The sequence below is a fragment of the Streptococcus oralis genome, assembly GCF_016028255.1.
Lineage (GTDB): Bacteria > Bacillota > Bacilli > Lactobacillales > Streptococcaceae > Streptococcus > Streptococcus oralis_AC.
Genome location: NZ_CP065707.1, coordinates 1,990,799 through 2,016,736 on the forward strand (window position 1 = coordinate 1,990,799; position 25,938 = coordinate 2,016,736).

Annotated in this window: 25 protein-coding genes and 1 tRNA gene; 2 read left to right on the forward strand and 24 right to left on the reverse strand. The window is 39.5% G+C overall.

The features are described from left to right. Window positions 1-121: 121 nt before the first annotated feature. Window positions 122-193: transfer RNA gene (locus I6G42_RS09805), tRNA-Glu, on the reverse strand. 58 nt (window positions 194-251) lie between these two features. After that, on the reverse strand, window positions 252-1,622 hold the full coding sequence (gene rlmD, locus I6G42_RS09810) for a 23S rRNA (uracil(1939)-C(5))-methyltransferase RlmD (RefSeq protein WP_038804470.1): 1,371 nt from the start codon (window positions 1,620-1,622) through the stop codon (window positions 252-254). 37 nt (window positions 1,623-1,659) lie between these two features. On the opposite strand from rlmD, the gene recX reads away from it, so the two are divergent. Then, window positions 1,660-2,436 carry a recombination regulator RecX gene (gene recX / locus I6G42_RS09815; protein ID WP_038804472.1) on the forward strand — a complete coding sequence of 259 codons (777 nt, stop codon included), beginning with the start codon at window positions 1,660-1,662 and terminating at the stop codon, window positions 2,434-2,436. An 88-nt stretch (window positions 2,437-2,524) separates the two neighbouring features. Next, a complete protein-coding gene (locus I6G42_RS09820; RefSeq protein WP_038804473.1) occupies window positions 2,525-3,058 on the forward strand; it encodes a DUF402 domain-containing protein in 534 nt (177 codons plus the stop codon). Between the two features lie 71 nt (window positions 3,059-3,129). Here the strand turns inward: I6G42_RS09820 and I6G42_RS09825 are convergent, their stop codons facing one another. The 22 genes from I6G42_RS09825 to I6G42_RS09930 all read right to left on the reverse strand — a co-directional run bounded on the left by I6G42_RS09825 (window position 3,130) and on the right by I6G42_RS09930 (window position 25,889). Continuing rightward, complete coding sequence (locus tag I6G42_RS09825; RefSeq protein ID WP_000567567.1) at window positions 3,130-3,897, reverse strand: epoxyqueuosine reductase QueH; 768 nt, start codon at window positions 3,895-3,897, stop codon at window positions 3,130-3,132. A gap of 124 nt (window positions 3,898-4,021) precedes the next feature. Further along, entirely contained in the window at window positions 4,022-5,644 is a 1,623-nt protein-coding gene (gene groL, locus I6G42_RS09830) for a chaperonin GroEL (RefSeq protein ID WP_038804474.1), read from the reverse strand. Between the two features lie 15 nt (window positions 5,645-5,659). Next, window positions 5,660-5,944 carry a co-chaperone GroES gene (gene groES, locus I6G42_RS09835; protein WP_038804475.1) on the reverse strand — a complete coding sequence of 95 codons (285 nt, stop codon included), beginning with the start codon at window positions 5,942-5,944 and terminating at the stop codon, window positions 5,660-5,662. Between the two features lie 156 nt (window positions 5,945-6,100). After that, a complete protein-coding gene (locus tag I6G42_RS09840) occupies window positions 6,101-6,496 on the reverse strand; it encodes a single-stranded DNA-binding protein (protein ID WP_038804476.1) in 396 nt (131 codons plus the stop codon). A gap of 76 nt (window positions 6,497-6,572) precedes the next feature. Beyond that, window positions 6,573-7,334, reverse strand: a complete 762-nt coding sequence (locus I6G42_RS09845; RefSeq protein ID WP_038804477.1) for an SDR family NAD(P)-dependent oxidoreductase — start codon at window positions 7,332-7,334, stop codon at window positions 6,573-6,575. Between the two features lie 42 nt (window positions 7,335-7,376). Then, the gene (gene ytpR, locus I6G42_RS09850; protein WP_038804479.1) at window positions 7,377-8,003 is read right to left on the reverse strand and encodes a YtpR family tRNA-binding protein; all 627 of its coding nucleotides are present in this window, start codon (window positions 8,001-8,003) and stop codon (window positions 7,377-7,379) included. A gap of 15 nt (window positions 8,004-8,018) precedes the next feature. Next, window positions 8,019-8,336: a thioredoxin family protein gene (locus tag I6G42_RS09855; protein ID WP_038804480.1), complete on the reverse strand. Its 318-nt coding sequence runs from the start codon at window positions 8,334-8,336 to the stop codon at window positions 8,019-8,021. Beyond that, the gene (locus tag I6G42_RS09860) at window positions 8,333-8,632 is read right to left on the reverse strand and encodes a DUF4651 domain-containing protein (RefSeq protein WP_038804481.1); all 300 of its coding nucleotides are present in this window, start codon (window positions 8,630-8,632) and stop codon (window positions 8,333-8,335) included. Before I6G42_RS09860 ends, I6G42_RS09855 begins: the two co-directional genes overlap by 4 nt. Before the next feature lie 175 nt (window positions 8,633-8,807). Continuing rightward, the gene (locus I6G42_RS09865; RefSeq protein WP_038804482.1) at window positions 8,808-10,415 is read right to left on the reverse strand and encodes a CTP synthase; all 1,608 of its coding nucleotides are present in this window, start codon (window positions 10,413-10,415) and stop codon (window positions 8,808-8,810) included. 331 nt (window positions 10,416-10,746) lie between these two features. Beyond that, window positions 10,747-11,337, reverse strand: a complete 591-nt coding sequence (gene rpoE, locus I6G42_RS09870) for a DNA-directed RNA polymerase subunit delta (RefSeq protein WP_000418420.1) — start codon at window positions 11,335-11,337, stop codon at window positions 10,747-10,749. Window positions 11,338-11,468: 131 nt separating this feature from the next. After that, on the reverse strand, window positions 11,469-13,046 hold the full coding sequence (locus I6G42_RS09875) for a hypothetical protein (protein WP_038804483.1): 1,578 nt from the start codon (window positions 13,044-13,046) through the stop codon (window positions 11,469-11,471). Between the two features lie 171 nt (window positions 13,047-13,217). Continuing rightward, a complete protein-coding gene (locus I6G42_RS09880; RefSeq protein WP_000185420.1) occupies window positions 13,218-14,450 on the reverse strand; it encodes a DNA cytosine methyltransferase in 1,233 nt (410 codons plus the stop codon). A gap of 22 nt (window positions 14,451-14,472) precedes the next feature. Then, on the reverse strand, window positions 14,473-15,282 hold the full coding sequence (locus I6G42_RS09885) for a hypothetical protein (RefSeq protein WP_001005796.1): 810 nt from the start codon (window positions 15,280-15,282) through the stop codon (window positions 14,473-14,475). Further along, the gene (locus I6G42_RS09890) at window positions 15,279-16,454 is read right to left on the reverse strand and encodes an AAA family ATPase (RefSeq protein WP_000244297.1); all 1,176 of its coding nucleotides are present in this window, start codon (window positions 16,452-16,454) and stop codon (window positions 15,279-15,281) included. The genes I6G42_RS09885 and I6G42_RS09890 overlap by 4 nt, the downstream gene beginning before the upstream one ends. A gap of 1 nt (window position 16,455) precedes the next feature. Next, a complete protein-coding gene (locus I6G42_RS09895) occupies window positions 16,456-18,687 on the reverse strand; it encodes a DUF262 domain-containing protein (RefSeq protein ID WP_000213323.1) in 2,232 nt (743 codons plus the stop codon). 59 nt (window positions 18,688-18,746) lie between these two features. Next, window positions 18,747-21,398, reverse strand: a complete 2,652-nt coding sequence (locus I6G42_RS09900) for a valine--tRNA ligase (RefSeq protein WP_038804484.1) — start codon at window positions 21,396-21,398, stop codon at window positions 18,747-18,749. A gap of 26 nt (window positions 21,399-21,424) precedes the next feature. Continuing rightward, window positions 21,425-22,750, reverse strand: a complete 1,326-nt coding sequence (locus I6G42_RS09905; RefSeq protein WP_227698173.1) for an ABC transporter permease — start codon at window positions 22,748-22,750, stop codon at window positions 21,425-21,427. Further along, entirely contained in the window at window positions 22,750-23,310 is a 561-nt protein-coding gene (locus I6G42_RS09910; RefSeq protein WP_038804485.1) for a GNAT family N-acetyltransferase, read from the reverse strand. The genes I6G42_RS09905 and I6G42_RS09910 overlap by 1 nt, the downstream gene beginning before the upstream one ends. Before the next feature lie 254 nt (window positions 23,311-23,564). Further along, complete coding sequence (locus I6G42_RS09915) at window positions 23,565-23,960, reverse strand: helix-hairpin-helix domain-containing protein (RefSeq protein WP_038804486.1); 396 nt, start codon at window positions 23,958-23,960, stop codon at window positions 23,565-23,567. A gap of 97 nt (window positions 23,961-24,057) precedes the next feature. Then, a complete protein-coding gene (locus I6G42_RS09920; protein WP_000119707.1) occupies window positions 24,058-24,312 on the reverse strand; it encodes a DUF1912 family protein in 255 nt (84 codons plus the stop codon). Window positions 24,313-24,321: 9 nt separating this feature from the next. Continuing rightward, on the reverse strand, window positions 24,322-25,656 hold the full coding sequence (locus tag I6G42_RS09925) for a DUF438 domain-containing protein (protein WP_038804487.1): 1,335 nt from the start codon (window positions 25,654-25,656) through the stop codon (window positions 24,322-24,324). Then, complete coding sequence (locus I6G42_RS09930) at window positions 25,656-25,889, reverse strand: DUF1858 domain-containing protein (RefSeq protein ID WP_000368739.1); 234 nt, start codon at window positions 25,887-25,889, stop codon at window positions 25,656-25,658. The genes I6G42_RS09925 and I6G42_RS09930 overlap by 1 nt, the downstream gene beginning before the upstream one ends. Window positions 25,890-25,938: the final 49 nt, after the last annotated feature.

Below are 25,938 nucleotides of genomic sequence, written 5' to 3' on the forward strand. Positions count from 1 at the left end.
CAAAGGTCTTTGTCACTCAATCTCTCTCAAGCGACAACTATATTAGTATATCACAGCTGTTGACCTATGTCAACACTTTTTTGAAACTTTTTTTACTTTTTTCGTCCCTGCGATACACACATAGTCCGTACGGGATTCGAACCCGTGTTACCGCCGTGAAAAGGCGGTGTCTTAACCCCTTGACCAACGGACCTTGAGCTTTTCAACTCTTTCTATTATACCTACTTTTCAAACTTTGTCAAGGACTTTTTTCAGTGAAGTTGATTTTTTCTTTTTTTCACTAACTTAACCACTGCTTCTGTCCGTGCAGTGTGGGGAAACATATCGACCGACTGGATATACTGGAGATCATAGACTTTCACTAGTTTAACTAAATCTCGCGCCAAGGTCGAAACATTGCAGGATACATAGACCATTTTTTCTGGAACATAAGCCAGAATGGTTTCCAACAGCTTATCATCTAAGCCTGTACGAGGAGGGTCGACTATCAATGCATCTGCTCGGTAGCCTTCTTTATACCAGCGTGGAATGATTTCTTCAGCTGTCCCCGCTTCGTAATGGGTATTGTCAAAACCCATTCTTTGAGCATTTTGCTTGGCATCTTCAATGGCTTCTGGAATAATATCCATCCCTCTGAGACTCTTGACCTTCTTTGCGAAGGCGAATCCAATCGTCCCAACACCGCAATAGGCATCAATCAGATGATCTTCTTTGCTAACATCTAGAGCTTTAACTGCTTCACTATAGAGAATCTCTGTCTGCTCTGGATTGAGCTGATAGAAGGCACGGGGCGAGAGGGAAAACTCATAGTCAAGTACTCCTTCTTGAATACTCTCTTGGCCCCAAATAATTTCCGTCTTTTCACCATAGATTTCACTTGTTTTTGCTGTATTTGTATTGACAGCAACCGTGACAACTTCTGGAAAATCATTGACTAGGTCTTTGACTAGTTGATTCAAATTAAGCTGGCGATTCGTGACAATGATAATCTGAACTTGACCCGTTTTTCTCGCTCGGCGTACCATGATGGTGCGAACACCTAGCGTTTTTCTCTCATCGGTGATGGGGATTTGATGGTAAGTGAGAAGCTCAGCTAGGCGATTTGCAATCACTTGGGTTTCCTTATCTTGCACCAAGCAGTCTTTCAACTCTACGAGGTAATGAGAGTTTTGTGCATACAAGCCTGCCTTGACCTGATTGTTGAATTTTCGTGTTTGAAATTGCAGTTTTGCTCTGTAATATTTTGGTTCTGACATTCCGATAGTTGGACGAATTTCATAGTTTTTATATCCTGCAGGAGCAAATTTTTTCAGGGCTTGGTGGAGCAAATCCGTTTTGAACTCTAACTGTTTATCGTAGTGGAGGTGCATGATCTGGCATCCACCACATTCATTATAAATCGTACAAGCCGGTACGACTCGAAATTTAGACTTCTTATTAACCTTTAGTAATTTGGCTTCAACAAAGTTTCGTTTAATGGAAGTAATCTGACAATAGATATCTTCTCCTTTGAGGGCCCCTGGTACAAAAACGAGGGTTTTCTGGTAAAAACCGATTCCCTCACCATTGATACCCATCCGCTTGATTTTTAAAGGTATTTTTTGTTTGACTTTCAGATTCATACCCCTATCTTATCACATTTTAGGGTATAATAGAACTATGAAAATCACAAAACTTGAAAAGAAAAAACGTCTCTACTTGATGGAACTAGATGGACAGCAAACCTCTTATATCACGGAAGATACCATTGTCCGTTTTATGTTGTCTAAAGATAAGGTGGTTAGCAAGGAAGAATTAATCGAGATACAGGGCTTTGCTCAGTTTTCTTATGGTAAGAATCTCGCCCTCTACCATCTATCATTTAAAGCTCGAACCGAAAAGGAAGTTCGTGAGTATCTGAAAAAGTATGATATTGAAGAAAAAATCATTAGTCAAGTTATCGCTAACCTTAAAGAGGATAACTGGATTAATGATCGTCAGTATGCCTACTCTATCATCAATGCCAATCAACTTTCTGGAGATAAGGGACCTTATGTGCTAGCTCAAAAACTGTCTCAAAAAGGGATTACCAAATCAACTATTGAAGAGGTTTTAAAGGATTTTGATTTTTCAGAGGTTGCTCAACGTGTTGCAGAAAAACTGCTTAAAAAATACAATGGAAAACTTCCCGCTCGTGCCTTGCAAGATAAGATTATCCAAAACTTGACTAACAAGGGCTTCTCCTATCCCGATACTAAAAGTGCCTTTGATGACTTGGACAGTCAAGTCGACCAAGAAACGACTCAAGAACTCATTTTCAAAGAGTTAGACAAACAATATACTAAATACGCTCGCAAATATGAAGGTTACGAACTAAAGCAACGTTTAACTCAAGTATTAGCTAGAAAAGGCTATGATTTTTCGGATATAGCGAGCGCTCTCAGAGAATATCTTTAACATTTTCATGTAAAATTCAAAAAAATTAGACCAATTTATGATATAATAGTAAACGATAAACTTATAAATTGTAGAAAGTTGGTTAGTTATGAAACTTCCAAAAGAAGGCGACTTTATTACAATTCAAAGTTATAAGCATGATGGGAGTCTTCACCGTACTTGGCGGGACACCATGGTACTAAAAACAACAGAGAACGCTATTATTGGCGTCAACGACCACACACTTGTTACCGAAAGTGACGGTCGTCGTTGGGTGACTCGAGAACCGGCTATTGTTTACTTTCACAAAAAATATTGGTTTAATATCATTGCTATGCTTCGTGATAATGGGATTTCCTACTATTGCAATATGGCGAGTCCTTACTATCTAGATGAGGAAGCCCTGAAATACATTGATTATGATTTGGATGTCAAGGTCTTCACTGATGGTGAAAAGCGTCTCTTGGACGTTGAAGAGTATGAGCGCCATAAACGCAAAATGAAGTATTCTGATGATTTAGACTATATTTTGAAAGAGCATGTTAAAATCCTTGTTGATTGGATCAACAATGGACGCGGTCCTTTCTCAGAGGCCTATGTCAACATTTGGTACAAACGCTACATAGAACTAAAGAATCGGTAAAGTTGTCAAACTGGGGTGTGAGCCCTGGTTTTTTTTATTTTAAAAACCCAGCTTTACAGCTGGGTTAATTGCTATATATCTAATTTAGTGACAGTAAACTTGATATGGGAATAGTCTTTTTCAACATCCTTATCCAGCAAGAAAGCTGTGGCATCCTTCTTAACCTGAACAAGATCTATGTTCTGGGCTTGAGCTGCATAGACGCATCCACAATAACATTGACGATAGATATCATACTCCTCGCACATCTCTACCGAGCGCTTGTAGCCTTGATTTTTCTTGAAATCACTTGGAAGATAGTGGGTGGTATAAATCTTTTGTACATCGATTCCGATGCTGTTGATGGTTTGAGAATTCTTGTGGGGACTGATGGTCAAAGCTGAACCAAAGTAGTCAAAGCCCAAGTCCATAGCTACCTGTGCTGTTTTGTCCAAACGGTAGTCAAAACAAACCTTGCAACGGTCACCACCTTCTGGTTCTTCTTCCAGTCCTCTGACTAACTTCCGGTATTCATTGGGTTCATAAGGCGCTTCTAAATACTGAACCGTATTTCCTGTTCGCTCATTGAAATCACTGACAAATTTCTTGGTGACGTAAGCTCGCTTGTGGTATTCTGCCTTGGGATGGATATTGGAATTGGCAAAATAGATGGTCACATCAGCGTACTTGGTCAGATACTCTAGGGTGTAGGTACTACAAGGAGCACAGCAAACATGCATGAGAATAGTGGGACGTTGCTCATTTTTCTCCCAAACCTGAACCATTTTCTGCATGACACGGTCATAATTAATCTTCTGATTGGGATTCATCTTGCTCAGAATTTCTTCTACATCAATCATGTTCTTCTCCTTCTTCTAGTCTTATTTTATCATATAAGTTAGGAGAGCTCAAATCTATTTAGAAGAGAAAACCTTAAAAGGAGGGAATGTTCTTCCCTCCTTTTGTGTTTTTTATAAGTTGCTTTTACATCATCCCGCCCATCATGCTTGGATCCATTGCTGGAGCTGGGGCTGCTGGTTCTGGTTTATTAGCTACGACTGCTTCTGTTGTCAAAATCAAGCTGGCTACAGATGCTGCATTTTGTAGAGCTGAACGGCTCACTTTAACTGGGTCGATGATTCCCTCTTCAATCATGTTGACCCACTCGCCAGTTGCTGCGTTGAAGCCTGTACCGACTTCCGCATTTTTCAAACGATCGATAACGATAGATCCTTCGAATCCTGCATTGTGGGCGATTTGACGAACAGGTTCTTCCAAGGCACGGAGAACAATATTGCGTCCTGTCGCTTCATCTCCTGTCAATTCCAAGGCAGCAACAGCTGGAATGACATTTACAAGAGCTGTTCCACCACCAGCAACGATTCCTTCTTCAACAGCTGCACGAGTAGCGTTGAGGGCATCTTCAATGCGGAGTTTCATTTCTTTCAACTCAGTTTCAGTTGCAGCTCCGACCTTGATGACTGCGACACCACCTGACAATTTTGCCAAGCGTTCTTGCAATTTTTCACGGTCAAATTCAGAAGTTGTAGTTTCGATTTGAGACTTGATAACCGCAACACGGTGAGAAATCGCTTCAGGATTTCCAGCACCTTCTACGATAACAGTGCTATCTTTGTCCACAGTTACTCTCGCTGCTTGACCTAGCGCCTCAATAGTAGCGTCTTTCAACTCAAGACCAAGATCTTCTGTGATGACTGTTCCGCCTGTCAAGATAGCGATGTCTTCTAACATAGCTTTACGGCGGTCACCAAAACCAGGTGCCTTAACTGCTACTACATTGAATGTTCCACGAATCTTGTTCAATACAAGAGTTGGAAGAGCTTCGCCATCTACATCATCCGCAATAATCAAGAGTGGACGATTGCTTTGGAGAATGCTTTCTAGAAGTGGCAAGATTTCTTGGATATTTGAAATTTTCTTATCAGTAATCAAAATGTATGGATTTTCAAGGTCAGCCACCATTTTTTCGCTATCTGTCACCATGTACTGTGAAAGGTAACCGCGGTCAAACTGCATTCCTTCCACGACTTCAAGCTCTGTTTCCATACCACGTGACTCTTCAATGGTGATGACTCCATCTTTGCCAACTTTTTCCATAGCTTCAGAAATGTACTCACCGACTTTTTCAGAACGAGAAGACACGGCAGCAACCTGAGCGATGGCTTCTTTATTAGCAACTGGAATGGCATTGTTTTTCAAGGCTTCTACGGCTGCGGCAACCGCTGCTTCAATCCCACGACGGATGCCGATTGGATTAGCACCCGCAGTGACGTTTTTAATTCCTTCGCGGACGATAGCTTGAGTCAAGACTGTTGCAGTTGTCGTTCCGTCACCTGCGATATCATTGGTTTTTGAAGCTACTTCTGATACCAATTTGGCACCCATATTTTCAAAATGGTCTTCTAGTTCAATTTCTTTGGCAATGGTCACACCGTCATTGGTGATGAGGGGCGAACCAAATGATTTTTCCAACACAACATTCCGACCTTTTGGTCCTAAGGTTACTTTAACAGTGTCTGCTAGGATATCAACACCACGAACCATGGCTGAACGAGCATCAGATGAAAATTTAATTTCTTTTGACATACTTACTTTCTCCTTCTATTCTTCAATGATAGCCAAAATATTAGCTTCGCCAACGATGATATACTTTTCATCTCCATCTTTGACATCAATACCTGCGTGAGCTTCAACTAAGACACGGTCTCCAGACTTAACGCTTGGAGCAACCAAGTCACCATTCAAGGTACGAACACCTTGTCCAGTAGCTACAACTTGGGCTGTTTTTGTTTTTTCTTGGGCTGAGCCCGCAAGGACAAAGCCTCCAACAGTTTGTTCTTTTTCTTCGATTTTCAAGACCACACGGTCTCCTAATGGTTTCAACATCTGTTTTCCTCCATGATAAACTAGATATTATTAGCACTCTTTGTGACTGAGTGCTAATTTATAGTTCTATTGTATCACTTGGTCAGAAATAGTCAAGAAAAAAGTCTGACTTTCTCAATATAAAAAAGCCTGAGACCAACTCAGACTTTTCAATGCTTAAAATGGCAATTCCTCCTCTTCCAAGACCAAATCGGCCAAATCCTGTCCAGCGTTATTTTCACGCATAGCCCGTTGGGCGCGGCTTTCCAAAAGTTGGAATCCTGTGGCAAGAACTTCAGTCACGTAGTTCATCTGGCCATTTTTCTCGAAGCGACGGGTACGTAGTTCCCCATCTACTGAAATGAGGCTTCCTTTGGTCGCGTAACTTGCCATGGTTTCAGCCAATTTTCCCCAAAGAACCAGATTGACAAAGTCAGCTTCGCGTTCCCCATTTTGGTCTTTGTAACGACGGTTCACAGCAATAGTTGCGCGAGCCACTGACTTGTCATTGTTGGTTTTGTGCAATTCTGGTGTAGACGTTAAACGTCCAATCAAGATAACTTTATTATACATTTTTCATCCTCCTACTTATCTATTCGTAGGAAATCAAAAAAAGTTACAGAAATTTGTAACTTTTTGAGAAAATTCTTTATTTTTTATGCACCATGAAACCTGTCGCCTGTTGATTGGCCATAATAGTCATATCTGTAATCTGCACACGACGATGCTGACTGGTCACATAGACCACTGTATCTGCAATATCCTGAGCTTGCAAGGCCTCAACTCCCTGATAGACGGTGGCAGCACGCTCTTTGTCACCGTGGAAACGTACCGCAGAAAAATCTGTTTCGACAATTCCAGGCTGAATGGTGGTCACCTTGATATCCGTTGCAATGGTATCGATTCGCAGGCCATCTGAAAAAGTCTTAACAGCAGCCTTGGTGGCTGAGTAAACAGCTGCCCCAGCATAGGCATAGATTCCTGCGGTTGACCCCATGTTGATAATATGACCCTGATTGGCTTTTACCATTGCTGGCAAGAAACAACGAGTAACTGCCATCAACCCCTTGACATTGGTATCCAACATGGTCAGCATCTCCAACTCTTCATAGTCTTGATAGGGAGCCAAGCCAAGAGCTAGTCCGGCATTATTGACCAAGATATCAATCTGCCCTATAGCATCCAGAATATCGGAGCAGACAGTCTTTACCATGGTCATATCCGTGACATCCAGTGGAAAGATCCAAACTGTTTGATTTGGAAAAGTTTCTGCAAATTCCGACTTAAGGGCTTCTAGTCTGTCTGTTCGTCGCCCTGTTAGAACGACATTCTCCCCCTGCTCCAGATAAGCACGCGCAATCGCTTCACCGATTCCTGATGTTGCTCCTGTAATCACTACATTTTTTGCCATCTTATTTCCTTCTATCTGGTCTATCAGATACTGACAACTTTCCTAGGCCGTCCAGTGTTTGGCTGGGTCAAATGGAGTTCCGACAACTTGGGCTTCTGATAACTCAATAACCCCACGTTTTTGCGGAGCATTTGGCAGATGCAATTCACGAGGGCTGCACATCATGCCAAAACTCTTCTCACCACGAAGTTCACCTGGGAAAATGAGATTGCCTTTTGGCATCATCGCTCCAGGAAGAGCTACAATAGTTTTCAACCCGACACGCGCATTAGGAGCCCCTGCAACGATTTGCACTGTCTTATCACTTGCGACTGCAACTTGGCAGATGTTGAGGTGGTCACTATCCGGGTGAGCTACCATCTCGACAATTTCACCGACAACAAACTTGGGCTCTTTGTCGTTGACAATTTCTTCTGTAAAGCCTTCCGCCTGCAACTCTTGGTTTAAACGTGCTACTTGCTCATCCGATAAAAAGACTTGACCACGCTCTGCAATTTCAAATAAACTTGAAACTTCAAAAATATTCCAAGCCACTGTTTCCCCATTTTCTTTTAGGAAAACACGGGCTATCTTGCCTTTGCGCTCCACGTCCAACTCGGCTTCGCCGCTATTTTTCACGATGACCATAAGGACATCGCCAACATGTTCTTTGTTATATGTAAAAATCATTGTTTCCTTTTTCTCCTACTTCAGTTCTGCTAAAAAGTCGTTAATTTGTTCCTTGCTTTTACGGTCACGGTTGACAAAACGGCCGATTTCCTTGTCCTTTTCTAGAACAACAAGGCTAGGGATTCCATATACATCCCAGAGTTTGGCCAAATCCATATACTGGTCACGGTCCACACGAATAAAGGTGAACTCTGGATTGGTCTCCTCAATCTCTGGCAAGGATGGATAGATATAACGACAATCGCCACACCAGTCCGCCACAAAAAGGAAAACCTTCTTGCCATCTTGCTCGACAAAACCTGCTAGTTCTTCTATACTACTGGGAATAATCATAAGACTTCCTCCTCATAGACCAGATCTTCATTTTCATAGACAAAGGTATAATGACGACCATCCTCGAAGATGACTCCTCCGGCAAGTCGCTCTAGACTACTTTCGTAGACTTGAACATAGAGAGTGGCAATCTCACCCATATCTGAAAAAAGATCACGCACGATAGCGGTCAACTCTTCTTGAGTCTTCATAAGTTTGTGGTTATCTGCTGCTTTTTTGGCACCCAAAGCGAGGGCACTTAGACCAGCCACAGTCAAGCCAGTCATCCATAATTTCTTAGCTTTCATACCATTCATTGTAACACAAAAAGGGCTCTAGGACAAATAGGGAAGCCGTTTACGAGCATGGAAAATCTCTTCCCTCGGTGAGGGGAGAAGACTTCTGATTCTTATTGGCAAGCGCCTGAGTTAGCAAGAATTTCCTGAATGGATTTAAAAATCTCTGAGATTACTTTCAGAGATTAGAAGATAACTAGTGACTATTTTCAACCGCTGCAGTAACAAAGGCGGTGTAGAGTTCTTCTGGACGGTTTGGACGGCTGGAAAGTTCAGGGTGATACTGACACGCTACAAAGAATTTATTTTCAGGAATTTCCACAATTTCTACCAAACGATTATCTGGAGAAACACCTGAGAAGACAAAACCTGCTGCCTCAAACTGCTCACGGAAGGCGTTGTTAAACTCATAACGATGACGGTGACGGCGTTGCACCACTTCTTGATTGTGATAAGCAGCCGCTGCCTTAGAACCACGTTTTAACTTAGATGGGTAAAGTCCCAAACGAAGGGTTCCACCCATATCCTCAACATCAACCTGGTCACGCATGATATCAATGATAGGGTATTTTGTATCTGGTACAAGTTCTGCAGAATTAGCCCCTTCAAGGCCCAAAACGTGGCGAGCAAACTCGATACAAGTCAACTGCATTCCCAAGCAGACTCCCAACATTGGAACATCATTTTCACGCGCATAACGGATGGCTTGAATTTTCCCTTCCGTACCACGTTGACCGAAACCGCCTGGTACGATGATTCCGTCCGCATCAGACAAGAGTTCTGCCACATTCTCTGCTGTCACATCATTGGCGTTGATCCAATTAATCTTCACTTCTGCGTCGTTGGCATAACCAGAGTGTTTCAAGGCTTCAACCACTGAGATGTAGGCATCTTGCAACTCCACATACTTACCAACAAGGGAAATCTTGACTTGTTTCTTGAGATTCATGACCTTATCCACCATAGCTGACCACTCTGTCATATCCGCTGCTGGTGCGTCTAGTTTCAAATGCTCACAGACAATTTGATCCATACCTTGTGCCTGTAAATTCAATGGAATTTGGTAAAGGTGTTCAACGTCCAACGATTCGATAACGGCTTCTGGTGCCACATCACAGAACTGTGCTAATTTGTTTTTAATTCCTTGACCAGCTGGTTTCTCGGTACGAATGACCAACATATTTGGCTGGATTCCCAAACCGCGCAATTCTTTTACAGAATGCTGAGTAGGCTTGGTCTTCATCTCACCAGCAGCCTTGAGGCAAGGAAGCAAGGTTGTATGGATGTACATGACGTTATCTGCACCCACATCTGCCTTCATCTGACGAAGGGCCTCTAGAAATGGCAAGGACTCGATATCCCCAACGGTTCCACCAACCTCTGTGATAATGACATCCGAGTCGGTCGTTACAGCGGCACGCTTGATTTTTTCCTTCAAAGCATCTGTGATATGAGGAATGACTTGAACAGTTGCGCCAAGGTACTCGCCACGGCGTTCTTTACGAAGAACTTCACTGTAAATTTTACCAGTTGTCACGTTTGAATATTTGTTGAGGTTGATATCGATGAAACGTTCATAGTGACCCAAGTCCAAATCTGTCTCAGCCCCATCATCTGTCACAAAGACTTCTCCGTGCTGGTAAGGACTCATGGTTCCCGGATCGATATTGATATAAGGGTCAAACTTCTGAATAGTCACTTTTAGACCACGATTTTTCAAGAGACGACCCAGACTTGCTGCCACAATCCCTTTCCCAATAGACGACACCACACCACCAGTTACAAAAATATATTTCGTAGACATAGATTCCTCTTTCTAAAATGCTCAAGGCCTTGTTAACTACGAGGGGAGATCGAAAACAAGACCCTTATGGATAACGACTTTTCAAGAAAACTTCCTGAAAAAAACAAAAATAGCCCCCTAGTAACTAGGGAGCCCCGACCTCTAAAAGAGGTGCCCGAACAATATGATACCTTAAAGCAGAACATTTGTCAACTCGAATTGGTAAAACCTGAAAATAAGAAGATTGCTTTCAGAAAACCAACTAAAGAGTCGCATCCAAACGGATGTATCACTCAACTACTTTGCCCAAGCAACAAAAAAGGAGATCAGGCAATCTCCTCTGTGAAGTCTTTTACTCTTCTTCACTTGTTTCAGCGTCATCGTCTGAAAACTCGTCGTCTTCTTCGTTGAGATCCACGTCTTCACCCAAGTCATCAGGAGCGATTTCGTTGATTTCTGCATCGTAAGCTTCCACTTCATTTTTCTCATCATCTGGATTTTCATCATCGTATGAAAGAGCTGGATCTGCTTCGTATGCATCTTCGTCTTCTGGATCATCTGCATTGTAGTCAATGGCATCTGAATCACCATCCATGAAGGCATTGACACGCTGCTTCTTAGCTTTTGGTGCTACTTCATCGTCGTCACTTTCTTCAAGAGCGATGATTTCTTCGTCGATTTCGTCTACACCATACCATGAACGAAGACCCCATTTGTTGTCCCCAAGAGAGATGAAGCTACCGTCAAAGTTCAACTCTGTGTAGAACAAAGGCAAAGCTTCGCGGATATCGCTGTTTGATGTTCCAAGGTAGTTTTGAATTTCGTTTACAAGATCGCTAAAATGCATCTCATGATCGCGACCACGAAGTTCCAAGATAGCACGCGCCACCTCAATCATAGATAGTTCACTTTTTTCTTGCCCAGCAAATACTTCTAATTCCAAAGCGTTTCTCCTCATTTTTACTACTATCGCCAGAGCGAACAGACTCTGACCTCATTTTATCATGTACTCTTTATTGTACGATAATTTTGCGGAATAGTCAAAGGTTAAATGGGAGAAAGTGACAGGACTTTTTATTTCTTTGCTACCCAGCCGATGGTGTCGCTAGGTGGGTTTTCGGTATCAATCCAGATAAATTCAATACCAATTTCACCATTTTTAAATTTGGTCAATCGTATGCCATTGATTTCCAGCTCATTGAGTCGTTGACCTGTCAAGACTTCTCGTTCCTTCAACTGGAAAACGCCACGCAAAATCCAATTCCCAAGAATTTCTTGCTTATCAGTGGATTGAATCGCCTTGCCAGCTTCTTGGTTGATATAGGCATTGATAACATCTCCAGAAGATAAGAAACGTAGTTTAAAAGTTCTTTCCTCTTTCGCTAGAGCTAGTTTTTTGGTACCGGCTTCAAAGGTCCCAAACCCAGGACCAAAGAAATCAGGTCTTTCATCATGGAAATTTTTTGAGTCAGGCAGAGGAATGTAAACCTCGCTAACTGGACGATAGACGAGTTGTTCAATTTCTTTAATGAGTTTTTTATTGCCAGTATTGTGAACAAAGTGAATCAAATCCTCACGAATAGCTTTCATCTGAGCTTTTTCTTCCTTGCTGGTCCATTTCTTCAAGAGTATTTCTTCCAGAGAGAAGGTCACAAAAGCTAGTTCCTCTGGAGCAAGACTATCCTTAAATTTATCCTGAATCTTTAAAATTCGTGGCAGACGATCTTTCTTAGCTAATTTTGAACCGCCGTTAAAGGCATTGAAACCAGAGTTTTCTTCCACATTTCCATGTTTGTCTGTAATCACCCAAGAAACTGTTTCTAAGATGTCGGTTTGTTCCTTTTTAGCTGTCAGCAAATGAAGATTTTCAAAGAGAGAAAAAGGATCTTCGATGTAATGGACATCCCAAGTGTCTACCACAATGTCTTTATTGTTAAAAGTCATGTGAAGCTGGCTGTCAGCTGCTGTATACTTGTAGTGGTGTTGTCCATCTGTAAATCGGAAATTAGTTGGATTGTTTTTGGTGGTTGATCCTTCAATGACCAGATTATCAATATCGACTGGTAAATAAGTCGTTTCGCCGACAAAAATCTTAGGATTTTCTCCCTTTGGTGTTGGCATCAAAACATGATAAACAGCTTCAACATTGACCGAATCCGAGCTGAAACCCTTAATTTGTGCCTTAGAGGATTCAATTCTCTGGTTTCTCAAAGTCGAAATCTTTCGTGCCAACTCTTCATAACGTTGATAGTTTTCCTTGTCTGCTGTTTCTTTATCAGCAGCAATATCTGCATAAAACTTGATATCACCCAACAAGTCTGTCCAAGATTGAGAATCTTTCTTGAATTGGGCAATTTTTTGGTCTCCCGAATTAATCCCAAAAGATTTGATACCCACTAGGTATTTATGATTTTCATCTACAACGACAGAAACATCATAGGAAGTATTAGCGATATCTTCCCCTACGGCATTAAAAGCCTTCTGGAAAACAGTCTCCTGAAACTTGGAGTTAACAATCGGAGCCACATAATTCTCTGTTTGTCCCTCATCTTCAGATTCTGCCTTTTGAGAGAAAGCTTGACTCAAACTAGCAAAGTTAGTAATTAAGGTTTTGTATTTTTCTTTTTGTTCAGACTTTAGATATTCCCACATAAATTATGTCTCACTTACCTATATTATATTTGTAACAAGACTAGTTTAAGCACTAGTTACCACTTATATATTTCGGAAAAACTATCAAAAATACTCTAATTTATCAGATTGCCACGATTTTCGGACAATGTAATAAGCTCTTCATCCGAAACAACAAAACACAAATATTTATTATCTATTTATGGATAGCATATAAAACTCTTTACTTTTTTTATTACGAATCAATGATCTATACTGTTTAGAAGAAATAACCTCAAGATTATCTCTGTATTCAGTATAGATTTTTTCGTATGCCTCAGCTTCATTCCGTACAAAATCTTTGACATACGACTCACCTTCAAACTGACCATTCATCTTAATGTAGATAATTGCAATTTTTCCCGAACGATGAAGCTGAGATTGCCCCTTGCTTTTATTCAAGGCCTTGGCAACATTTTCCGCGATACGTTTAATCACGGGAACAACCACACTGTTTCCAGCTTGCTTGTAGAGCTGACCATTGGAAACCCCTTCTGGGATTTTAAAGGACTTAGGATAACCTTGAACATTAAAGGTTTCTTTGGGAGTCAACTTGCGAATCTCGCCACTATCTGTCAGAATCAATGGAACGTTATGTCCACCTGTTCCCATATTGGCTGTCAAGGTAGGTACGACACCGTTTTTATTTTCACGGACATACTGACGGCGCCACTGGTAAACCGTATCTTGACTGGTGACTTCAAACTTTAACTGGTCGTAGAAATTCTGTTTTCCTTCACGGTAGTAGTAGACCTCGTCTAGCTTATCGCCGAAGTTAATCACATCCTGAAGAGTCGTAGTCAGCTTGATTTCCTCTGGGAACTCAAACAAGTCATAAGCTTCCTTGGTATCAAAACCAACAATGTAGATCCGCTCACGGTTTTGTGGGATATTTCCGTAGTCCTTCCCGTTAAGAACCTTCCACTTGATGAAGTAGTTGTTCTCCGTCAAGGCTTCGCGAATAACCTTGAAGGTATTGCCATGGTCATGACCGACCATGTTCTTGACGTTTTCGATAAAAATGGCACGAGGTTTACGTCCTTCAATCATGCGAAGCAACTCAAAGAAAAGATCGCCACGATCATCATCAAAGCCCTTGCGATAACCCGCAATACTAAAGGCCTGGCAAGGGAAACCTCCCATAATAATATCCACGCGCTCAACCGGAATATCCTCTGGTTGAACATCATGAATATCACGGCCATCCAAATAGGTATCTGGATGGTTTAACTGATAAGTCTGACGCGCATACTTATCAAACTCATTGGCATACACCACTCTGAACTCGTTGGTCTGTTCAAATCCCAACTCAATTCCCCCAACACCTGAGAAGAAAGCTGCAATGTTGTACTTCTCAGAGCGGTTCGAACTTACAGAATTTGTCATGTAGTTACCTGCTTTCTAAAAACTAAATTATAATATTTATTGGAACTTGAAAGTCAAATTCAGGCTTTGTAATTAATTCGCATATCTCACTTGTTAAATTATATTTTGTATTATTCTTATAGTGTTTCCAATGATTTTTAACATTAGTCTCAATATCAAAAAATTGATCAATTAAATAGAACGAATAATCATCATCAATATGAAAATGAGGCAAATTTAACTTTTCACCTTCTTTTTTGTCATTGGTTTGAGTGTCCATTTGATCTATTCGATACTTTCCAGAATATTCTGTGTCACAATGCTTCGCTAAAGATTTGCACCTCCCATTGTATTTTTCGAAATAAACACTCTTAAATTGAATAATTTCATTATTGTATTCAGTATCCGTAAGAAAGCTTTCACATTTTTGCTGACTTATAAGATTAAAATACATTCCAGGGAAAGTCATAAAATTTTTTTGTATAAAATAATTGATTTTACCTGTATCTTCCCCACATTGTGAGATTAAATCCGAGAAGTATTGGATAGTTTTAGTTAACCTTTTTTGATTCTGTGGAGCTACAATAAGTTCATCATTATTCTTAAATTTTTTTATATAACCAAAAATTTGCATAATCTTAAGACTTAAATTTTTATCATTAAAACTAAAGCATTCTGATAAATCCGATTTAAAATTTCTAGAAAAAACAGGTAAAAGCATTTTATTTTCTAACAAATCTATTATTATTGATAATTCATTAGATACAGTATCTTTCGCAAAATTATACTTTATAAAAACAGGTATAAAGAACGAAATTTTTCTTTCAAGTTTACTATAATCACTTTCGTTCACGATTTTCCTAAACTTCCCCTTCCTAATCCATTTTCTTTAAAAACTTCTTTATAAAATCTAGAATTGTCAATCAAATATTGATCAAACAAACCATCTGGGTAATCTAAGATATTTCCTTCTGAATCTAATTGAACCTCTTTAATGACTACAGTGTTCAAAGTACCGTGTTCAACAGATTTTATTTCCTCTATTTTAAAGAAATTAACTATACAATTATCCTTTCTAAATTTAAAGTACTTTGCAACATTAAAAATATGATCACTATGAGTTTCAATAAATATTTGCCGTTCTTCATTTGATATCCATCTATAAAAATACATGAGTCGTGATTGAAGACTAGGATGCAAATGAATTTCTGGGTTTTCTATTATTACTATATAATCTTTAGGTGTAGCCATTAACGCAATCAATTGGAATAATATAAACGTTATACCTGTCCCTACATGCTGAGGTTCAAACTCATATCCATCTTTTTGATAAATCAACTGCAATAATTGGGAACTCATTTGTCTTATTTCAACAGTATATCCAGTCAATTCTTGAAACCACATGTTAACAATATTTAAAAAAGCCCCATTCTCATTGGTATAATCAACATATTTTTTTCCTTGTAAACTCAGCTTAATCTGTTCTTCTGGATCGTTTTCAAAAAAATAAAGATTTTCAAATTCTGTGAAAACAGGATTATCCTTAGTAAATAAGCTCATGTTGTCTTTTATAAAAGATTTATCATCTTTTCTTTCAAATAGTAGTGATATTAATCCTGTGCCATCGGCATCAAATAGTTTCTCATTCCTATTTTTGGGATAACTATCTTGTATGCCAATCCTCTCAGCTGCTAAATATATAAGATTAAACTCATCTTCGTTAATTTTACTTGGGTTTATATCATTTATCGACAAATTAAAATCTCTATCATCAAATTTATAAATAAAATTTATTTCATTTGAACTCAGTTGTTTATTTTTTAAATTAGATATATCACCCAATTTTTTTAAATGTCCATTAAAAAAATTCACATCTCTTAACTGACCTAAAATCAATAAGCTTTCAATAAATGATGTTTTCCCACTTGAGTTTGTACCGGCTAAAACATTTAATTTCGAGCAATTAATAGTTGTTTCGACTGCATATGATTTATAATTATTTATAGTCACCGAACGTAAAACCATTTTATTCTCCTAGCTTTAAATTAATTTCTTTTATTTTTGAAGAAATAAAGTTAAGTCTCCAAATTATTCTATCTTTCTGATCTCGTAAGTATAAAATATTATCAATAAAATCATTACTTTTTAATATAGATTCATAAACCTCCAAGAATAATTTTTCATTCTCTTCAATAATTGATATATCAAATTGTGAAAGAATCAACATCCAAGTTTCAAAAATATTCATATTTACAACAGAGTAACCGGTCCGACTGAATGGTCTAGTTGATGAAATCTCAAACAATTTTAGTGCTAAGAGTAATCTAGTTTGATACAAATCAAAATATTCTTCAATTTTTTGATTTGTTTGTATATTAAGAAACTTCATCACTAAATCTAAAAAATTATCCATTCCGTCATATTGCTCTTCAAAATTATATATACCATTGAAGTCTAAATTATTCTGAACTAAGTAAAATGCAAAAAATCTAATGGCCAAATACTGATCTTTCTTTCTCTTAAGTGGCACAATCTCTAACTCCTTAGTATTAGAGATTTTATTTAATAAGTAGGTTGATTTCCCAACATTGGAAGCATTTCTTATCTCTTGTTGATTTAACGCCATCCCTCCACGATTCACTCTCATGAAAATCAAATTTTGTATACTGGGTATAAGAGTAGAATTGACTACATAACATGATAAGCTAAAATCTTCGATTTTTGTTTTGACTATTGTTTCAAGGTCATTAAAATATACCTCCTTATTCTCTTTATTCTTAGACAAAAATGAATATTCTTTCGGTAAAGATAATTCTCCATTTAAAAAATCTAATATAGCCTTCAATCGTTGCTTTCCATCAACTACTAAAAAATTACCATTTTTATCAGTAGAAAAATAAAATGTTGGTAAGGGAATACCTAAAATAATACTATCAATTAATTGACGTTGTTTTAGCTTTCCCCAAACATATTCTCGCTGAAAATTAGGCTCAAGTATCAACGCACCTACTAAATTTGAATAATCATTTTGATATTCATTTATATCATTGTCTGTTTTAACATCATTTTTATAGTCACAAAAACGGTTATATAGTTTTTTAATATCTGTTATACTTAGAGGGCGAGAAGAGACGGATATTTTTTTTTCTTGTTCAATTAAAGAGGATTTCATCAAGCTATCCTTAGCTTCGTCAAATTCAACTTGATTAGCTATTAATTTTACATGTATATCTGATATTTCTCCATAAGTATCAGAGGTAATATCTAGTTTATTAACTTTATCTATTAAATCAGAACTACCTTCATAATCAAGCTCGAGAGTATCTATTATATTATTTTCTTCATGTTCACCCCCTGTCAATAATTTAGGTACTTTATCTAAATGTTTGAAATTCTCATCGCCAATCAAAAGTTTTATGCTATGTTCATAATCAGGAAAAAGGTCACAAATAGCACTAAAGATAGAAAGCGCACCTTTTGTTGAAACACGATTAATAGCTTGATTAGGAGTTCCTTTGAGACTAGGACCAATATTAAATTCATTTGAAGTATCTGGATAATAATATAGATCTGATGGTGTTATTTCTGTAGGTAGCTTAATTAAAACTCTAGCACTTATTTCATAATTTTTAGATGAATTTTCCACATAAATATTTTCTACCTGACCAATAGCTGTCAGTCCATTTTCCCATTTCTTCCATTTCTCATTATCTCCTCCTAGGGATAGGAATAAAAAATCACCGACTTTAAGTTTTTGACTATTTGATGTTTTAGGATTGTATCGGTTCAGATTATCGATTCGAACATTATAATCAATTATTTCGGTAGTAGCATCTAAATTGTAGAGAGAGGTTGAAGTTTCTTCTTTTTTAGTTTTGATACTATAAAGATATACTTCTTTGCCTCCTATACAAAGGAAATATGAATTCTTGTCTAATTCTTTATATATCTCAGACACCTTATTTTGAAGTTCACTTAATGAAAAACCTTCATATTCCTTATAAATCTCCCAAAGATTCTTATTTGAAGTCTCTAAATTCCTTTGATAGAATCCTTTTCTACCATTATCAAAATAAGGATCAAATGAATCAGTCCATTGTCGGATTGTGTTAGCTTTAATTCCTGTTAACATTTCAAGTTCACGATATTTACTAATAATTTTTCTTCTTCTTTTATCGTCGCTATGCAATTTTGAGAAATACAAACAAATGATTTGAACCTTCTTCTTCAAATCAGTATTATCATTTCGAGTAGTCATATAACTATACTTTCTATCTAATGTAGTAGGAAACACGGCATTCAACCGTGTTTCTGTGTTTATTTCACCAACTTCTTCATCTCATCAATACGTGCTACGGTCGCGTCGTACTTGGCTTGGTAGTCGGCTTGTTTGTCGCGTTCTTTTTGGACGACTTCTGGTTTGGCATTGGCTACGAAGCGTTCGTTAGAGAGCTTCTTACCAACCATATCCAGTTCTTTTTGCCATTTAGCCAGTTCCTTGTCGAGACGAGCTAGTTCTTCTTCGACATTGAGGAGATCAGCGAGTGGCAAGTAGATTTCCGCTCCTGTGATGACGCTTGACATGGCGAGTTCAGGGGCAGGGATGGTTGAGGCAATTTCCAAATGCTCTGGATTTGTGAAGCGTTTGATGTAGTTGACATTGCTGTTAAAGAAAGTTTCCAAGTCGCTATCGCTTGTCTTAACAAGGATAGTGATAGGCTTGCTTGGTGCAACGTTTACTTCTGCACGCGCATTACGAACAGCACGGATCAAGTCTTTAAGGCTTTCTACACCAGTGTGAGCAGCGAGGTCTTCAAAGGCTGGATTAACAGTTGGGTATTCTGCTGTAACGATAGAGCCTTCTGAGATTTGTCCGAAGATTTCCTCTGTCACGAATGGCATGATTGGGTGAAGGAGTCGAAGGATCTTGTCCAAAGTGTAAAGGAGAACAGAACGTGTGATGACTTTCTCTTCTTCATTATCGCTATAAAGGACTTCCTTGGTCAACTCAACGTACCAGTCCGCAAACTCATCCCAGATGAAGTTGTAAAGGATGTGGCCAGCTACACCAAACTCAAACTTGTCAAAGTTTTCAGTGACTTTGCCGATCGTTTCATTGAGGTTGTGGAGAATCCAGCGGTCTGTGACATTTCCAGCTTCCTTGTTAACAACTTTTTCCACATTGGCAGTTGCTTGCTCAAGAGTCAAGCCTTCATTGTTCATGAGGATATAGCGAGAGATGTTCCAGATCTTGTTAATGAAATTCCATGATGCATCCATTTTCTCATAAGAGAAGCGCACGTCTTGCCCTGGTGCAGAACCGTTTGAAAGGAACCAACGAAGGGCATCGGCACCGTATTTCTCGATGACATCCATCGGGTCAATCCCGTTACCGAGAGATTTCGACATCTTGCGTCCTTGCTCGTCACGAATGAGACCGTGAATAAGAACGTTTTGGAATGGCTGACGGCCAGTGAATTCCAAGGATTGGAAGATCATACGAGACACCCAGAAGAAGATGATGTCGTAGCCTGTTACCAAGGTTGAAGTTGGGAAGTAACGCTTGAAGTCTGCAAAGTCTACATCAGGCCAGCCCATGGTTGAGAATGGCCAAAGGGCAGAGCTGAACCAAGTGTCCAAGACGTCTTCGTCCTGAGTCCATCCGTCACCTTCAGGAGCTTCTTCACCGACGTACATTTCACCCTCAGCATTGTACCAAGCAGGGATTTGGTGACCCCACCAGAGCTGACGAGAGATTACCCAGTCGTGGACATTTTCCATCCATTGAAGGAAGGTATCGTTGAAACGAGGTGGGTAAAATTCTACCTTGTCTTCTGTGTCTTGGTTGGCAATGGCATTCTTGGCCAATTGGTCCATCTTCACGAACCATTGCGTAGACAAGCGTGGCTCCACTACGACACCTGTACGCTCTGAATGACCAACACTGTGAACACGTTTTTCGATTTTAACGAGGGCACCGATTTCTTCCAACTTAGTAACGACTGCCTTACGAGCTTCAAAACGATCCATGCCTGCAAATTCAAAGGCCAAGTCGTTCATGGTTCCGTCATCGTTCATGACGTTAACTTGTGGTAAGTTATGGCGTTGACCAACCAAGAAGTCGTTTGGATCGTGGGCAGGTGTGATTTTCACGACACCAGTACCAAACTCAGGATCAGCATGCTCATCTCCAACGATTGGGATGAGTTTGTTAGCGATTGGAAGGATGACGTTTTTACCAATCAAGTCCTTGTAGCGTGGGTCTTCTGGATTAACCGCAACCGCAACGTCCCCAAACATGGTCTCAGGACGAGTTGTCGCAACTTCAAGGGCACGTGAACCGTCTTCCAGCATGTAATTCATGTGGTAGAAGGCACCTTCGACATCCTTGTGGATCACCTCGATATCAGACAAGGCTGTGCGAGCTGCTGGGTCCCAGTTGATGATAAACTCACCACGGTAGATCCAGCCTTTCTTGTAAAGGTCTACGAAGACTTTGCGAACGGCTTTTGACAAACCTTCATCAAGAGTGAAACGCTCGCGAGAGTAATCTACAGAGAGCCCCATCTTGCCCCATTGTTCCTTGATGGTAGTGGCATATTCGTCTTTCCATTCCCAGACCTTATCGAGGAATTTTTCACGACCGAGGTCGTAACGACTAATACCTTCACCACGCAAGCGTTCCTCAACCTTAGCCTGAGTTGCAATACCTGCGTGGTCCATCCCTGGAAGCCAAAGCGTATCAAAACCTTGCATACGTTTTTGACGGATGATGATATCCTGAAGAGTCGTATCCCAAGCATGACCAAGGTGGAGTTTCCCAGTTACGTTTGGTGGTGGAATGACGATAGAATAAGGCTTAGCCTTTTGATCGCCTGAAGGCTTGAAAACATCGGCATCAAGCCATTTTTGGTAACGACCAGCCTCAACCTCGGCTGGATTGTATTTAGGTGAAAGTTCTTTAGACATGTGTTTGTCCTTTCTATAAATATAATCTAATTAAAATATCTATTTGAAGCCTCTATATAATATCTCCGTATTAAATATACAATTAATTTACTTAGCCCATAAGCAACAGCTATAGAAATTAGCAACATAGTAGATGAAACCAAAACTCCTGATGCAAAATTTGAAGACGATTCGCTATCAAATAAAGAGATAAGAAAAATTTTCAATTCATTTATTTGTTCTATTTTTTCATTTTTTATTAATTGTTTCGTTGATATAGAGGATATTATGTTAAATATAAACAATGTATTAAAACTCATCATTTGTAGCCAGTAAAGATGTTTCTTCATAAAAGGGGTAGGAGACTTTGAATAACCTTTTGGTATTATGCTATTCACTTTCCCTATAAAAGTTGGCAATAGCATGGGTAAAAACCATGTTAAAATGCCAATTAAATCACTTTCAATCTGATCTAAAAGAATCAAAAAAATCGACAACAAACCAATCAAAGCCCAATTCGATAAGACTTTTTCTTTATCTTCTCCCCTTCTATCAATCCCTTCACAAACAATTGTCCAAAAATAAACAGTAAAAGACATAAGCATTAAGTAAACTAAGGCTCTACTATCATTAAGAGAGCTGATTCGGAAAAACATAGATATGTATAGGCATAACGACATAATTGATACACCATATGCTGTAATATTCGAATTCCAAAATACTCTTCCTGATTGTTTGTGAATTCCATTTTGTTTTTTATAAAACCAAACTGATAAATATCCTCTAAAGGCAGGCAACAGTATGAATAATACAGACATAGATAAAATAATAAAAATCCACTCTATGGTAACATAAGTTATTGGTAACTCATTTAAAAAATTATCAATCTTATCCTTATTGTTTCGTATAATATATTTTAAAAAATAATATAAAAGAACAAAAAAAGTATCAAATAGATTGAAGACTACAAGTGCACTCCTACTTCTTTGAAGATAAGTTTTAAAGCCTGTAAATCTTTGTTCAAATATCAAAACATAGGTTATAAGCAAGAATAACTGGCAAAAAATAGAAATAATTAGTAAATTCTTGAAATATAGAGCTAATATAGTAGCTATAATGATTGATAATATGAACATAGCCCAATAAACTTTTTTAGCTTTTAAATTTATTGGAAATCTGTTTAACCTGATGCCATACCCTAATATTAAGATTCCTATCAAGCCTTCTATTATCCAAATCGGGGATGTAGGTAAATAATTATTTGGAACTAAAGATATTAAAAAAACAATAGGTAGTAAAAATAATAAAGAAATTAATAATAAGATTGGAACTAAAGCTATGACGTATGAAAGTATTTTTTTCATTATATTCATTATTTCACCTCCCACTCACTCCTCAGCAAGCCATATATCAGACTATCACAGCGGTTTCCTTGAGCATCTTTGCGATCTCGGATACGAGCTTCAAGGGTGAAACCAAGTTTCTCTGCAACTCGTTGACTTTGGACATTGGAGCCAAAACAAGTCAGTTCAATCTTATGCAGATTCAATTCTTTAAAAGCTAGGTCAATCAAGGTACTCGCAGCTTCTGGAACATAGCCTCGTCCCCAATAGTCTGGGTGCAAGGTATAGCCAATTTCCAGTACATCGTCTTCGTGTCGATGATTGAAATCAACAGAGCCGATGACCTTATCGGTCCCTTTAACGACAATTCCATAGCCCGCTGGGAGATTTTCCTTTTGATTGCGCTCGGGAAGGATATGCTCTAGATAATAAATCTCATCTTCCAAGGTCTTGACGGGGTGAAATGCTGCTGGATAGGCGACCTCTGGGAGACTGACGTAGGCATGGATATCCTCGGCATCAGCCACTGTTCGGACTCGTAAAACGAGACGTTCTGTTTCGATTCTTTCTGGCAACTCAGCTCTTGTCATCCTTCTACCTCGCTTTCTACAAAAAATCGCCCCTGCCATATCCATGACAGGGACGAATGTATTATCCGCGGTACCACCCAGTTTCGGGCAGATGCCCGCATCTTTGTTTATTTCATTTTTATCCATCAGCAACCAGTTTTGACACATTTGTGGACTTCTCAGCGCCGCCACTTTCTGTAAAATGTGGGATTCAAAACACCTCTAATGGCTCTATTGTAGCAAGTTTTTCTCGGAAAAGCAAGGCTCAAGAAAGATTACTTGAAGTTGATTCCGTTCTCTTTTAATTTCTTGATGGTAGCTGGGCCAATTCCTTTTAAGGCAAGGAGTTCTTTCTCCGTCCAGTTTTTAAAGTCAGCAGCCGACTTGATGCCTTCATCATAGAAAGTCTTCGCACGATCTACTGAGAGGCCACCCAAAGTAGCTGCGAAATCTTCTACAGAATTGGCTACTTTTTGAGCTTGTTCTTTAGTTGCTTCTACTGCTTGTTCCACTTTTTTAGAGACAACTTTTCCTGCTTCGCTGGCAGACTTTTCTGCGTGTTTCACGACTTTCTTGGTCTCTTCTACAACCTTGGTCACAGTACTTGAAAATGCACCTGAACGACGAAGACTGTTTCTTAATTGTTTTTTACGTTGGAGTTTCTTTGACATGATAAAATCCTTTCAATAAAAAATCCCTGATCTGACAAGGATTTAATAAAGATATTCTATCAAGATTTCGATAAAAAATCAAGAAAGTATCACTATTTTAATAATTTCGCTCGCCAAACAATCCTTCTGGCAAATCATGAAATCCCTTGCCCGCCTTGAAATTTTCAAACTTACCAAGCAAGAACTGATAAGCATCCAAGCGGCTTTCGTAGCGAATCATGGCATCTTTGGCCCGCTCGTCTTGGTCTTCTTCGTAAACTTTTTGACTTTCCTTATGCGCCATGTCGTTGATCATGATCTGGGTATTAACCCAAGCTTCAAATTCCTTCATAAATTCCTGTTCGTAACTCATTGATTCTCCTTATTCTAATCCACGGAAATAGTCCGTGTCAATCTCACGGTAGGGCTGGATATCCTGAACATACTCCAACACGCCTTGGAATTCCCCATTTTCATCGTGTACTGCGGCATAGGTGATGTGGACAAACTTGCCTCGCGACTCAGACTTGAACCACATCTCATACTTGTCCTTGACTCCTTCACGAAGACCTTTCATAACAGCCTTCACCTTTTCTAGATATTTGGGCGGATGGCAGAGTTCTACATTGCGCCCGACTTGAGACGGCGTCCGTTTGAAAATCATCTCATCGGCTGGCGCATTGTCATTGTAATACTGGAAAATATCATCTTTATTGACAAAGGTAATCTCCATAGGGAGGTGATTGAGGATGAGGTTGGCCTGCTCGACGGAAAGATAGCCATTGCCAAATACCTGTTGACTATGGCGGTCCAGCACCGCTTCCTTTTCCTTAGGGGTAAAGGTAATGGTGAACTGGCCTTCAGGCGTATTGATGACTTGCTGAACTTGACCTTCAACCGTGTCTAGCTGCACGGGCTCCTCTCTACTCTTTTCCTCGACAAAACTCTGACGTTCTGGCACCCATTTTTCAGACGGACGGATAATGGCATAGCCGTAGGCATCGCTCTCCTCCGCAATCTGAATCCAGTCATCCTGGGTGAAGGACTCAAGAAGAATCATGAGGAGGATGGACTCTTCCTTGAAAATCATACTTTCAAACTCTGTCGCAAAAGCTTCGAAATCTTCTTTTACAGTGTTAATCGACACTTCTGGTAGTGCCTTAGCCGTCTCTAGAGCTGTCTGAAAGAGTTCTCGGATCTGGTCATCCACTCCCCACATAACTTTTGGAGGTGAATCGTGTCCATAGCGCTCCATGATGGGGAAAAAGAGCTCTTCCTTACGCTGGTAGTGGACATCAAATTGCCCCAACAGCCCCATTTGACGGACCAAGCCCTTGCGCATCTCTACCAGCATTTCCTCATCTTCCATAGACTCATAGGTATCCAACAGTCTCCGAATGCGAATCAAAGCTGCACGGAGAGCCAGATTTTCATCCTTGAAAACGCGAACTGGGTGGCCAGGGTGTTCAGTATCCTCAACTTCGACGCCCTTAACAGCATTTTTAAAAAGATTGGCATGGACATCACAGAGCTCCATGACATCTTCAAAGGTAACACCTGAGTCTGAGTTCATCAGCTCGTGCTCCATGAGGGAAATCTCAATAGCTGAGACACCTGTAAAGGTTGCATCAAAACACTCCTGAACCGACTCGGGAGAGGCGCCATTGTGCAATTCTAGCAAAATATCCCGTAGGATATGAATCCGTTCATCTGCCATTAGTCTAATCCAATCACTTCATAGCCGTTCGCTTCTAGCGTGCGGACAATCTTGTCCATAGGAGTTCCTTCAAGCTTAGAACCCTGTTTGAGCGATACCTTGCGACCGACTGTGTTACGCATCAAGGGATTAGCAAGAGGTTTAAAACCGAGCTCCACTAGGATTTCCAAGACTTCTGGGTGCTTGTCTACCACTTCTGCAACGGGAATTGACACATCGATGATATTATCCATGACGATCTCCATGTATGTTCTAAAATGATTTTACTGCTTATATTATACC